The 13,247-nt window shown below is 58.2% G+C and carries 9 protein-coding genes; 1 reads left to right on the forward strand and 8 read right to left on the reverse strand.

The genetic code is table 11. From position 1 onward, the window contains the following. Window positions 1-231 precede the first annotated feature (231 nt). Window positions 232-1,260: a UDP-glucose 4-epimerase GalE gene (galE, locus tag HZB49_RS16735; protein ID WP_291613268.1), complete on the forward strand. Its 1,029-nt coding sequence runs from the start codon at window positions 232-234 to the stop codon at window positions 1,258-1,260. A 108-nt stretch (window positions 1,261-1,368) separates the two neighbouring features. On the opposite strand, the gene HZB49_RS16740 is transcribed toward galE, so the two are convergent. The 8 genes from HZB49_RS16740 to HZB49_RS16775 all read right to left on the reverse strand — a co-directional run bounded on the left by HZB49_RS16740 (window position 1,369) and on the right by HZB49_RS16775 (window position 13,246). After that, window positions 1,369-2,025, reverse strand: coding sequence for a TylF/MycF/NovP-related O-methyltransferase (locus tag HZB49_RS16740; protein ID WP_291613270.1), 657 nt, complete (start codon window positions 2,023-2,025; stop codon window positions 1,369-1,371). A 125-nt stretch (window positions 2,026-2,150) separates the two neighbouring features. After that, on the reverse strand, window positions 2,151-4,346 hold the full coding sequence (locus HZB49_RS16745; RefSeq protein WP_291613272.1) for a bi-domain-containing oxidoreductase: 2,196 nt from the start codon (window positions 4,344-4,346) through the stop codon (window positions 2,151-2,153). Beyond that, entirely contained in the window at window positions 4,343-5,602 is a 1,260-nt protein-coding gene (gene wecC, locus HZB49_RS16750) for a UDP-N-acetyl-D-mannosamine dehydrogenase (protein ID WP_291613274.1), read from the reverse strand. Before wecC ends, HZB49_RS16745 begins: the two co-directional genes overlap by 4 nt. Continuing rightward, on the reverse strand, window positions 5,599-6,720 hold the full coding sequence (gene wecB / locus HZB49_RS16755) for a UDP-N-acetylglucosamine 2-epimerase (non-hydrolyzing) (RefSeq protein ID WP_291613351.1): 1,122 nt from the start codon (window positions 6,718-6,720) through the stop codon (window positions 5,599-5,601). The genes wecC and wecB overlap by 4 nt, the downstream gene beginning before the upstream one ends. A gap of 234 nt (window positions 6,721-6,954) precedes the next feature. Continuing rightward, window positions 6,955-8,202 carry a glycosyltransferase family 4 protein gene (locus HZB49_RS16760; protein ID WP_291613276.1) on the reverse strand — a complete coding sequence of 416 codons (1,248 nt, stop codon included), beginning with the start codon at window positions 8,200-8,202 and terminating at the stop codon, window positions 6,955-6,957. 1 nt (window position 8,203) lies between these two features. Beyond that, a complete protein-coding gene (locus HZB49_RS16765) occupies window positions 8,204-9,679 on the reverse strand; it encodes an alginate lyase family protein (RefSeq protein ID WP_291613278.1) in 1,476 nt (491 codons plus the stop codon). A 377-nt stretch (window positions 9,680-10,056) separates the two neighbouring features. Next, on the reverse strand, window positions 10,057-11,445 hold the full coding sequence (locus HZB49_RS16770; protein ID WP_291613279.1) for a hypothetical protein: 1,389 nt from the start codon (window positions 11,443-11,445) through the stop codon (window positions 10,057-10,059). A gap of 130 nt (window positions 11,446-11,575) precedes the next feature. Beyond that, window positions 11,576-13,246 (reverse strand): glycosyltransferase, encoded by a 1,671-nt coding sequence (locus tag HZB49_RS16775; RefSeq protein ID WP_291613280.1) that lies wholly within the window; start codon window positions 13,244-13,246, stop codon window positions 11,576-11,578. Between the last annotated feature and the right edge of the window lies 1 nt (window position 13,247).

Here is a 13,247-nt window from a genome sequence, read left to right on the forward strand (position 1 = left end):
GCCTCACTAACCCAAATTTTCCGCGGGAACTCAAGTCGGAATGGAGTGTTTTGCGATCATTTCCTGTGCCGATTGGTCTGAATTTCGGCACCTGAAGCATATCAACCACAAAGCAGGTAATTTGATACCTAAGACCCAATTTCGGCCCTTTGACCCGGCTCTCAATGGCGCCCCTCGCTACCCGCGTGCCAGTCAGGCGCCCGCTTTCCCGACATGCACCGGATGCACCCGATGAACATCATGGTGACGGGGGGAGCGGGCTACATCGGCTCCCACACCTGCGTTGAGTTGATGAAGGCAGGACACTCGGCCGTGATCTTCGACGATTTCAGCCGCAGTCATCCAAACGTGGTGGACCGCATCCGACGTCTCACCGGCGTTGTTCCGATCGTCATTGCTGGCGATATCCGCGACCGGAAATTGCTGGAAGAAACCCTGTCGACGCACCGGTGTGATGCCGTCATTCATCTTGCCGGACTTAAGTCAGTTCCGGAATCGATAGAGAATCCGTATCTCTATCAGGACATCAACGTTGGCGGCACCCGCGCGCTGTTACAAGCGATAGAAACAGCCCGTGTCCATCGCGTAGTGTTTGCTTCGACGGCAGCAGTCTATGGCACCCCCGCTTCGCTCCCGGTCCGCGAAGACCACGCGCTTCAACCGTCCAATCCTTATGGGGGAAGCAAGCTGGCGGTCGAGACGTTGCTGGAAACCATCGCATCGGACCGGTTTCGCGTCGCCATATTGCGCTTCTTCAATCCGGTCGGCGCCCATGAGAGCGGACTGATCGGTGAGGATCCGCGCGGCAATCCCGGCAACCTGATGCCTCAAATATCCCAGGTCGCCATCGGACGCCGGCCCTGGCTCGACATATTCGGCGACGATTACCCCACTTCAGACGGCACGACCGTGCGCGACTACCTCCACGTAATGGATCTCGTGGCCGCCCAGATCCGTGCCATGGAGGCGCTCGAACGCGAACGCCTGATCAAGGTCAATCTCGGTACCGGACACGGATACAGCGTTCTTCAGCTCGTGGACGCTTTTTCCAGGACCTGCGGCCGAAACATCCCTTGCCGCTTTGCTCCGCGACGGGCCGGCGATATCGCCGAATCCTATGCAAGCGGCGATCTGGCGCAGAAGATGTTGGGGTGGCGAGCCGAGCGGTCGCTGGATGACATGTGCAGGGACGTCTGGCGATGGCAGAGCCTCAATCCACAGGGGTTTGAAAGTGCTCCGTCCTCCCGGCAACCCGGCTGAATTGGACGGCTGCCATCTGGAGCCCGATCACTCCCTTCGCTGGACAACGCTCCCTGAACTCGCGCACCGGCCTGATCACCTCGTCCGGCAGCACGCGCAGGCGGCGACTCAGGATTCGATTTCGATCGCCGCCTTGATGCAGTGAGGCATTCTTCCGATCGCCTTCCACTTCCGTCCAAACGAGATGTCGTAGTGATGGAACGCCTTGAATTCGTGGCTCATCGAATAGAAATCATCGAAGATGATGATCGTACCGGGCGCAAAATACTTGTCGAGTGTTCCCAGCACAAAAAGGGTCGCCGAATAGAGATCACAGTCGACGTTGACCACCAGCCGGTTCGAAAGCTGTGTTTCCTTCAGGAATCCGCGCAGCGTGTCCTGAAACCATCCCTTGATGAACGACACCCTGGTGTCGTCGATGTCGGGCGTAACGCCCGATGTCGAGAACGTGCCCTTGGGATGATCGGCTTCCCAATCCTCGGGTAATCCCTCAAAACTGTCGAAGCCGTAGAACCGGCTGTCAGGATGAGTGTTCAGCTTGCGCCAGTAGTCGATTGACGCACCTTTCCAGACACCGAACTCGAGATAGGTGATCGCGCCGGCCGGCGCGACTGCGTCGTAAAGCGCGTCCCGCGTCGCGAATTCCGGGCAAGCCGAGAAACGCTCCCGCCGAATGGCGACAAACCGCGCGTTGTCGTTCAGCATCTCCGAGAACGGGACGCCTTGCGGCAGCAGCTTCGCGATGAGCTCTCGTTTTCTCGACATTGGAACGCCTCCGCTCGACCCGCGCTAGAGCATGATCCGGAAAAGTGTGAAGCGGTTTTCCGAAAAGATCATGCTCAAACAACAACCTGAAGCGCGATGACGATTCATCCCAATCTCATCGCGCTTTAGAATTCCCGAACCAGCTGGATCACCTCGTCCTGCTGCTTGCCCGTGATCTCGGAAGCAGACTCCTCATCATTCCGCAATTGCCGCTCCACCGCAAAACTGACGCGGGTTGCCGATATCTGATCGGCGAGCGAAATCGGCCATCGGCCCTTTTGGTGAAAGGCTTCGGCAAGGGCCTTAAGTTCCTCGATTTGCCCCTTTTCCATGGTCAGGCTTTTCCAACCGCCTTTGCCGCCGGACACGACGAGTTGCTTGTAGTCGTCAAGCACGATCACCTTGCCATCGACGAAGACGTCGGCGCGCTCCTTGGGGAAGCTCTTGTTGCCGAGCGACGTGTAGGTCAGGGTACACACCGAGCCATCGGCATATCTGATAGTCGCAACAAAATTGTCGTCGCGGCGCCAGTAGTCGCCGCCCGGCACAATCGCGGTTGCGTGCACCTCGACGGGCTCACTGCCAGTGATCGCGTTGAAGAGATCATAGATGTGACAGGCTTCGCCGATGTTCCGGCCTCCGCCATGAGGACCATGCACCCAGTGATCGGGAGGAATATAGCCGGCATTCATCCGGTAGTTCACGATTAGCGGTGATGTGCGACCAGCCATTGCCTGCTTCATCGCGACGACGGCCGGCGAGAAACGACGATTGAACCCCGTCATGAGCAATGGAGCTGCGGGATTGCCGGCGTAAAACGCTTCGATCTGGTTCAACCCTTCCTCCGTCATCGACGTCGGCTTTTCGACGAACACATGCTTGCCTGCCCGCAGCGCCTCGAGCGTCATTTCGGCGTGGAGGTCGTGACGTGTCGCGATCAGCACGAGATCGATCTCGGGATCGGCCAGCGCGGCTCGAAAATCCGTAGCCGCGGTCGGAACACCAAAGCGCTCTGCGGCACTCTGCGCCGACAGACCAGTCCGGCTGACAACAGCGCGCAGATCGAACTTGTCCTTGAGCTCCATCAGGTTGGGCAGATGCACACCCTGTGCAAATCCACCGGCACCGACCAAAGCAATCCTGATGCGACCGTCGATCCTGGCCGGTTCCCCCAGCCTGAGCACCGGATTGCTGGCGCCCTCGCGAGGCGGATACTTCAGCAGGACCAACAGGGGTTTTGCCCCGTCCCCGGCCAGCCGGCGGTAAGCCTCTTCCGCCTGATCAATCGAAAACGGCTCCTCAATCATGTTGTCGAGGCGCACGCGACGCGTCGCGAGCAGACGAAGGTATTCGCTCATGTTCCGGTTTTCGGTCCAGCGAACATAGGGCAACGGATAATCCGTTCCCTCTTCCTCATACGCCAGATCGTAACGGCCAGGGCCATAGGAGCAGGATATCAATACGTCGATTTCCTTGGCGTAAATGTCAGAGCGAGACATATTGAGCCCGACGTCACCGACGATCACCACCCTCGCCTTCTTGCGACAAGCCTGAAACGCCTGCGCTAGAATTTCGCTGGACGAAGATGCAGCGGTGATCACTACCGCGTCGGCCCCGTGACCATCAGTAAGCTTGATGACCTTTTCGACGAGGTTACCATCCTGCGGATTGATGCCGATATCGAGGCCATTCTCGATGGCCGTTCCGACGCGAGCGGAATCGACATCGGTCCCGATCACTCGGCAACCATTCGCAGCCAGCAATTGCGCTGTGATCTGGCCGAGGATACCGAGACCAATGACGACGACGGTTTCTCCCAGAGTCGGTTGCACGCGTCGCACGCCCTGCAAGGCAATTGCGCCGAGTGTCACGGTAGCGGCAGCATCGAAAGGCAATGAGGCGGGAACTGACACACAGAGGTTGACCGGAACATCAACCAGTTCGGCGTGGTTTGCGATCCCGGCCCCCGCGCAGGCAACGCGGTCACCGACAGCAAACCCCTCCACGTCGGAGCCGACCGCGACGACCGTGCCGGCGGCCGAATAGCCGGTCGGCAAGCCGGAATCGAGCTTTCCCTTGACCTGCTTGTATACCCGGGCAAAGCCCTGATCGCGCATGAGCTGGAAAACCCGCTTGACGTGATGCGGCTGCTTCAAAGCTCGGCGATAGAGCGGCAAGCCGGACATCTTGACGCCGGCCATTTCGGTCCCGACGCTGACACAGGACCGCTCCACCCGCACCAGCACGTTCTTCGATCCCACAACTGGCGCGGGCACTTCCTTCACGAAGACTTTGCCTGACCTGACAAGAAGCTGCTTCACGACCAGACTCCGCGGGTATCAATGATAGCCTTGCCTTCGAGATCCTCTCGCGAGATTTCCTTGTAGTGACGGTGATTGACCAGCATCACTACGATGTGCGATTCACGAATCAACTCGTGCACATCCCCGCTCATACGAACGTGCTTCAAGCCCGAAAGTCTCCCGGGCAGTGCTTCAGCGTGCGGCTCGGACACAATCACCTCGCAATTGCTCCAGCTGGCGATCGCTTCAGCAATCTGCAAAGCTGGGCTTTCGCGAAAATCGTCCACATCGGCCTTGAACGCAAGTCCCAGAACGCCAACCGTCGGCCTGATGCCGGCTGCCCTGGCGCCGGCAATAGCCGCCTTGATGTTGGCGAGCACATGCGCAGGCTTTGCGTCGTTGACCTCTCGCGCGGTGCGAATAAGGCGAGCCTGCTCGGGAGCAGCAGCAACAATGAACCACGGATCGACGGCGATGCAATGGCCACCAACACCCGGCCCCGGCTGCAGAATGTTGACACGAGGATGGTGGTTGGCGAGCCGGATAAGCTCCCACACGTTGACGCCGAGCTTCTCGCAAATCACTGACAATTCGTTTGCAAAGGCAATTCCGACATCGCGGAAGGAGTTCTCCGTGAGCTTGCACATCTCGGCGGTCCGCACATCGGTTCTCAGCAGGCTGCCGGTGCAGAAAATACGATAGAGTTCTTCAGCCCTTGCCGCGCACTCTGGAGTGATGCCGCCAATCACACGATCGTTTTCTACCAGTTCCACCAAGACTCTTCCTGGCAGCACGCGCTCCGGGCAATACGCAACGCGCACGTCGCATGCACCGTCCTGTCTCCCCGGGAATTTGAGATCGGGTCGAAGTGCCGCGAGTTGCACGACCATGGCCTCCGTTGTTCCCGGGGGCGACGTCGACTCAAGCACCACGAGATCGCCCGCCTTCAGGACCGGCGCAACGGAAGCCGCCGCCGACTTGACATAGGCCATATCCGCCTTGCCATCGTGGAATGGGGTTGGAACCGCGATCACGAATGCATCCGCTTCGCTAACCGACGTGGTCGCGCGCAGAAGTCCATTCTGGACCACCCGCGCCGTTACTGCATCCAGATCAGGCTCGACGATATGAACTTCACCGCGGTTTATCCTCGCTACCACATCGCTGTTGATGTCGACTCCGACAACGGATACGCCGCGCGAGGCCAACACCACCGCAGTCGGCAATCCAATATAACCTAACCCGATGACGCTGATCGTGCGCAGCCTGTTCACGCGCGTTCCTCGATGACGGCGCGAATCCGCTTCGCCGCCTTTCCATCCCCATAGGGGTTCATGGCCTGCGCCATTCGCGCGTAGTGCGCACTGTCGCCAAGGAGCCGGCTCGTCTCCGAAACGATGCGCTCCCTTGAAGCGCCGACGAGAATGACTGTACCGGCATCGACCGCCTCCGGCCGTTCCGTCGTATCGCGCATGACCAGCACGGGCTTTCCGAGTGAGGGAGCTTCTTCCTGCACGCCGCCGGAATCGGTGATGATGATATGCGAGCGCTCCATCAGAAACACGAAGGGCGCGTAGTCGAGCGGGTCGATCAGGTGAATCCGCGGATGACCGCCGAGCAGGCGTTCGACCGGAGCCAGTACGTTAGGATTCGGGTGCACTGGATATACGATCTGGACCTCGTTATCCGTCACGATGTCGACCAGCGCCCGGCAGATGTTTTCGAATCCCGCGCCGAAATTTTCTCGCCGGTGACCGGTGACGAGAATGAGAGGCAGGTTCGAATCCAGAAATCCGAACCTGCGCTCAAACTCGGCGCGGATATCCGGCGAGCGCTTGAGCCGCGCCACGGTCTCGATCAAGGCGTCGATCACGGTGTTGCCGGTCAGATAGATTTGCGATTCCTCGACGGCCTCCGCAAGCAGATTTTGCCGCGAGCGTTCGGTCGGCGCGAAATGAAACCTTGTCGCCAGCGTCGCGATCCGGCGGTTCATTTCCTCCGGCCACGGCGCCAGCAACGACCCCGAACGCAATCCGGCCTCGACGTGTCCCACCGGCAGTTTGCGGTAAAAGGCCGCCAGGGAGCTGGACAGCGTCGTCGACGTGTCGCCGTGGACCAGGACCAGATCAGGCTTCTCCCGATCGAGCACCTGTCCGACTCCGACCAGGAGTCTGGCGGTAAGGCTGTCGAGCGACTGATTCGGCTGCATCAGGTCGAGGTCATGATCCGGCGTGATGTCGAACAACGACAGTACCTGGTCCAGCATGCCGCGGTGCTGGGCTGTGACACATACGCGCAAATCCAGATCTGCACTTTTTCGCAATTCGGCGATGACGGGCGCCATCTTGATGGCTTCGGGCCGCGTGCCGAATATCGCGATTACCTTCTTCATCAGCAAACGAGCGAACTTCTGCGAGGGTTGATGTTGGCCCAGCAAAAGTTGCGACTTCGGCGAGCCACGCGTGGTGTAGCTACTCGCGCGCTGATTTACAAACGCAATTTCGCCTCGATCCGGGTCACGAACGACAGCAACGCCTGAACGAATTCCTATGTTGTTTCAGCTGTTTATAGGCAGGAAAAGACCGTCGACGGCTTCTACCCTTCTTGGACCGTCGACTGGCAATCCTCAATCTTCGGCGCGCGCATCCGCTGTGTTCCGCTTCAGCATCTGCATTGCTGCAAGCATCCTGTCGGCCAGTTCGTTCCGGTCGTAGTGCTTTGCCGTCTCCACACCCGCAGCCGACAATGCGTTGCGACGCGCGGGATCCTTCACAAGCTCCTCGATCGAATCGACCAGAGCCGTCACGTTGTCCGGCTCGATCACTACAGCTGCTCCGGCGGGCCGTAGAATACTGTCCAACTCGCCCTGCACATTGGTAATGATTGGCGTGCCAGTCGCCATGGCTTCGAAGACCTTCGATGGAAGCACCGTCCTGAACAGCGATGTGTCCCGCAGAAGTACCAGCGTAATGTCGCTCAGACGCCAATACTCCAGTATTTCGGCGTGTGGAACTTGACCGACGAAGGTCACATTTTCCAGGTCCCGCTTCCTGGCTTGCTGCTGCAACGTGGCCAACTCAGCTCCCGTTCCGACGATCACGAATTGCACCTCGGGTAGGCGGGAACTGCATTGGGATGCCGCGTCCAGGATCAACTGCAGGCCATGCGCCATTCCCACGTTTCCGATATAGCTAACGACGATCTTGTGCTCCACTCCCAGACAGAGACGCAGTCTCTGGGAGGGGGGGCCCGGTCCAAATGCCGCCATGTCGATGCCGTTGGTGATCACGATGATCTTGTCAGAACTGACGCCCCGGTCAATCAGCACGTCGCGCGACGAACGCGTGACGACCACAATCAACTCCGCCTGGCGATAGAGAAATTTCTCGATGCGCCGGATCATCCGTATCCCGACCCCCTCCTTCATTGCTCCCACGGCGACAATGGAATCCGGCCAGAGATCGCGAACCTCGAACAGGAACGGACAGCGATAGATGCGGCTTACCAACCAACCGGCTACACCGGTAAAGAATTGCGGAGACGTCGCTACCACCACGTCAGGGCGCCCGACGAACAACGAGCCAATGCTGCCGGCGATCATGAAACTGAGAAAATCCAGTACCCGCAACACAAATCCGCGGTTCGCGAAGACGAGCGTCGGAACTCTGACTACATCCACGCCATCGACGAGTTCGCGCTTGAAGAGCGATTGCCGGTACCCCGCATATATCCTGCCACCTGGAAAATTCGGAAAGCTTGTGACGACATTCACCTGATTTCCGCGCGCTATCCATCGCTTCGCATGCGTACTGCAGCGAAGCGCCGACGGATTTGTCTCGGGAGGATAGTTGTCTGTGAGCAGGAGAATGCGCAAGTCAAAGCTCGAAGCAGGTTTCGACAGTCAGCGGGAGCGGCCCCCTCTGCCATCGCCAGGCAAGCACGGGACGAGGTACGCGCTGGCCAAAAGTCGGAGCAAAATACCCATCGAGCATGCAGCGTTCGACGCCACCTCTAATTGCAACTCGTATCACGCGGCTCCCGCCCAATTCAAGCCGCCATCCATCGGATTCTACTCCCACGACCGTGACCGCAGGATGCAAGGGAAACCGTGCGACCACCGAATGATCGCCGGCTCCGGTAATGAGATCAACTACTCTTACTGCATCCGGCGACACCGTGACGGTTCGTCGATGAACAGGGCGTCCCGGGAGCCACCGGTACCCGTCATGGCTCGCGGAGACGGTCAACTCGCTCGCAGTTTCGGCGATTTCCACGTCGAATGGATGCGCGCGGCGGCCCACGCGGAAGCTGGACCAGGTTTCGGACGAACTGCGATCGTCCAATTCAATCGTTGCGTGTTCTGCGCTGGAACGCTCGCGGACCCGCACCGGCCCGATTTCATACGTTGACGTGCCGCCATTGGTAACGAGCCGCCGGTCATCGACCGAAATCTCCAGGGACAGCACGTCCGCATGGCCGTGGCCCGGCAAATATGCGGGACCAATCTCCGCGGCATCGAAGATGGCGCCGAACCGACCGGCTCGCAGAGACGCATATCCGCTTTCAGAGAGCCAATTGAGGGACCTCGCGTTCCTTACCGAAGGAATTCCAAACGACGCGCCGTGCTCGGCAAGGTCAGCGTGGCTCCGGGCCACTCCAAAGGCGGAATCGTTGAAGAATGCGATCTCGCCATCCGGATGGGTCATGACCGAGAGCCAGTTCAGCATGCGCGTCGCCAGCCCGCGCCACGACGGCGCATGGCCACCAACCTGCTCTGGAAAGAGCGTGCTGAGCTGAACCAGATCGATGACGTCCTCGAGGATAATTGCATGATACATCGGGCTCAGCTCGAAGTGCCCGCCGTCCTCGAGTATCTGCTCGGCCAATTGCGCATCAAGAAGATCGAGTCCCTTTCGGAGCCACCCTTCCGCTTCGCGCCCCGAAAAAAAGCACCCTGCAAAAACCAGGGCCTTTGCGTTGGCCAACAAATGATTGCCCAACAAATGAAATTCGAGCGTCGCCCTCAATGATCTCGTTTGAACCGCAAGGCTCTGAAGTGCCAGGGGCCCCAATTCGTTGCCCGCCAATGCCCAGGCGATCCAATTCACGATGCGCAATGACGCGGGATACGGCTCCCAGCCGACACCATGCCGAGGCGGATTCTCGATTACCCAGCGCTCGATCAGGGTGCGATGCCAGGCGGATCTTCTTGCGGCCTCTTGCGCTCGTAGATCATCGAAATAGTGGAGATTGTAAAGCCACAGCCTGGGAAGACCCCTGGCGTTCCAATCGGCCAGCCCGTTAATTTCTGCAGCGTACGAAAGGAATCTGAACCGCGTCGGCGAAAGCATGCTGGGAGCACGCCCGGGACAGTTTCTCCAGATGCCCCCGGCTGGCCGCAGGTCGGCGGCCGGCCCCATTCTCGCCGGCACTGGAATTAGCCTACGACCGACCCGATTGAAGACCTGACACGGGCGCACGTAGCGCAGCGTTCGCATCAATCGCGCCAACTCCTCCAGCCGCGGAAAGTTGTGCACGCCCTAACCACCTTGGCATCGGAATGTCGTGGAAGGGCACAACATTCGCCTCAAGCTTCAACAGCCCCCAACGGCAAAGCAATCCTACGAAAGGCCAATTACGTTACCACAAGAAGGGACAAGAAGCTAAGAACAGGACGGTGCGAGCGCAACCAGATGTTCACTTCGACCTGCAGATCGCCGGCCAACAATCAGCTTGCGTGTTCCTCTCGTTCGCACAAACTCCCAGCCAGGCAAAGCGCTACCCCAAACCCCCATACAAAATTGCTGCTCACAGAGAAATTCGCTCCGAATATGACCGCCTTCGCCATGAATGCCGATATTGCGCATAAGCAAGTCGCCACCAGCATATGCTTCTCTCGGAGCTTCAGAACTTGCAGCAAGCGGAAGGGCGCGTAAACCGCCAGCATTGCGAACCCTATCAGTCCAAGCAAGCCTCCTTCTGCAAACCGCAGAACAGCGAGGCTATGCGGTGAAGTAAGGGCGGTATCGATGGTCGGGTAGGTTCCAAAGCCAACCCCCATCATTGAACTCATGAGTCCAATCGAAATACCGGTAGACAGCGCCTGGGCGCGTTCCGCGGGAGATTTATCGTACTTTTCGTGCTTTTCGTACTTTTCATTTTCTTCGTACTCTTCGGCCTTCTCGATTCGAACAGACGGCGCCTCCGAAGCAGTTGGCCGGGCCCCCATCGCGCTTACAAACGACGTAACCCCGCCTACGAAGGTGGAGACCATCTTGAAATCCGCGTGAAGGAAGACTGTACCAACAAGAACTGCGCAAATTGCAGGACTTAGTCGACCATAAGCTCGAAATCGAAATATCCACAAGGCACAAACGGCCGCTACGAAGACGAGCACGACGCCTCGAGAATAGACGACCAGGCCGGCATAGGCATGTATCAGGAAAAGCCCCAGGATCAGCCAGCGTTGTCGGGACACGTAGAGAAGGCCGACAAGCCAGGGAAGCAACAACGCGCAAAGTGAAGCGTAATTGTCGATGTTGCCATAGCTGTTTGGCACACCCGCCGGAAACAACTGCGGCACCGCAGCCTTGTAACGCAGAAATTCGGAGGCCAGCACCGGAAGGGGCAGCGGCGAAGACAGCGCTTGAAACTTTGCTTGTACCGATTGGACGATGGCGACAGTCTGGACTACCGCTATGACCGCGGCTCCTGCGGCAAAAAGTGTGGAAGCCGCAACTAGATCGCGTTGCCCGCGCAAGTGAACGGTCGCGAGATAAGACACTGCATAGAAAACGAGAATCTCGAGCGTTCCGACGTCAATCGACTGCTTGATATAGGGCGAGAAGCCTGTCGAAACCATCCACCCTGCAAGACTGACCCAAAAGGACAGCCGAATGAGGAGTGGAACGCGAACCATCCCATGGATTGCAAAGCTCATCGCTCCCATCAGGATGATGATAACTTCAACCAGCCTATAGGTTCTGATCGGCAAGATGGGCTGGATGGGTACCCAAAAGCATAGCAACAAAAGCACGGAGTGGCAGACGGCATCGAAGACTTCCTTGGTGCCCTCCTGAACGCGAACCCGGAAATTCTGCTCCCACCCCATCTTCAAGTGCTTTCGGAACTGTCTAGCATTCAGCTTTCTGCCGTTGGGGCAGCATGTCATGCATCAGCAACAGTGCACACAATCAAACCGCCAAGCGTCCAAATAGACGACTCACGCTGATACTGACACAGCAATTTCACTCTTCCATAATTCCCAAGGATCGCGCTCGCGCAAGGATTGCATCAACGTGATGGGTCCATGTAAAGCACCCCAGCGCAGAGATTCGGGCGCTCGCCGCAATATCACTCGCAAATTTCGTATCTTCAACCACCTTACGCAAGGACTTCAGGAAATCTTCTTCGTCGCCTGGGCGAAAGAGTTCGGCCATCGGACTGAGCAGACCGCCTCTGCAGAGCTCACCCCTCAAGACCTTGCCAATCTGGTCCAGGTCGGAAGCGACAATCGGGCGCTCCATCGCCATGTACTCAAACAGCTTGGTCGGCGACCCGAAGAATGCACTTCCGTCGACGTTCGGGACAGTTGGGCACAGAAATATGTCCGACGATGCAAGATATAGCGGTGCTTCGGCCTGCGGGATCGTTCCCGTCAGCGTGGCAAATCTGCTGTATGGCTCGTCAGCCAGCAAGCTGCGGACTTCGGCCGATTTCAATCCGTCGCCGATGAGCAGGAAATGCAGCTTTCTTGCTTCCACCCATGCTAGATGGTCATCAATCAAGCGTCGTATTGCTCGTGCAAGGAATACGACGCCGTGCCAGGCGCCAAACGTCCCGATGAACGTTGCAACCCTGGCGTCTCCTCGAATCCCCAATTTCTCACGCAAGCCGCCCGTCTCTGCCAAAGAAAAGCGGTTTGGATCAAAAATAGCGGGATCAACACAGTTGGGATAAGCCACAATCCGCTCTCTATCGACGCCGGCAGCAACCACTTCTTCGGTCAAGGCGTCCGAAACGGTGACAACAAGGTCGGCATTTCGAAGAGAAGCGCGCTCGGCACTCACCGCCATATCATGAAATCGTAGTCTCTTGTTCCAATTGGCGGCTGCCCACGCTTCAGAACCGTTGTACTCAAGCACGAAAGGGATGCCCGTCTCTCGTCGCAAGCAAGCGCCGGTGAAGTTGTGGACTGACATGCGCTGATAAATAAACGCGTAGGAGTGTTCTGCCAGGAGTCTTCGCGCGCAAAGCTCAAATCCTTCGTTGAAGGAATAGCAATTGAGTTCTGGAGGCATTGCCAGGTGCCCCGCATAGGGTACCTTGAACTGCAGCGCCCCGGAGAGACCGACAGCCGTCCTGCCGCTCGCATAGTCGACGCGATAGCTCCGCGCAGCAAAGGCGTTGATCACCCCGCTTGTGTGGCCGACCGAGCCGCCTACTTCGCGCCCGATCGGCAAATTGGCGTCGAGATACAAAATGCGTCTGCTTCGATTTGCAACAGGGGATAACGTCGGTGGCCTTCGCACCGCAAATTGCTGGACCAGTCGCCTCGATCGCCAGTACGCGAACCTGCTCGATACCTGCGCCTTAGCTATCTTTAGCGCCCATTTGGCAAGCTCACCCCATGACACGGTCTCAAGTATGCGGTCGGGCCACATTACAGCGACCCGTCCCGAAGAAATCATCGCTGCGAGCAAGATGAGAGGCCCCGCAAAATAGCTTGAGCTCGCGTCTTCAATAGCAACGACCGTGCTCTCAGCCTTTAGCGACCGAGCCTGGATCGCAACCCGGATCAGACCCTGTTCCCGCGCCCTGCTAACCACAACATAATTGGTCTGGTCCGGATGACCGAGACTGATCGAAGCCTGGAAGTCGGCGCTTAGTGCATAATAGCTTATGACGTTACGCACCATT

The sequence above is a fragment of the Bradyrhizobium sp. genome (assembly GCF_016219575.1).
GTDB lineage: Bacteria > Pseudomonadota > Alphaproteobacteria > Rhizobiales > Xanthobacteraceae > Bradyrhizobium.

Excerpts from the sequence above, each read along its gene's own strand:
- HZB49_RS16765 (WP_291613278.1), bottom strand. The coding sequence starts at position 9,679 with ATGCTTTCGCCGACGCGGTTCAGATTCCTTTCGTACGCTGCAGAAATT.
- HZB49_RS16775 (WP_291613280.1), bottom strand. The coding sequence starts at position 13,246 with ATGGTGCGTAACGTCATAAGCTATTATGCACTAAGCGCCGACTTCCAG.
- galE (WP_291613268.1), top strand. The coding sequence starts at position 232 with ATGAACATCATGGTGACGGGGGGAGCGGGCTACATCGGCTCCCACACC.
- wecB (WP_291613351.1), bottom strand. The coding sequence starts at position 6,720 with ATGAAGAAGGTAATCGCGATATTCGGCACGCGGCCCGAAGCCATCAAG.
- HZB49_RS16740 (WP_291613270.1), bottom strand. The coding sequence starts at position 2,025 with ATGTCGAGAAAACGAGAGCTCATCGCGAAGCTGCTGCCGCAAGGCGTC.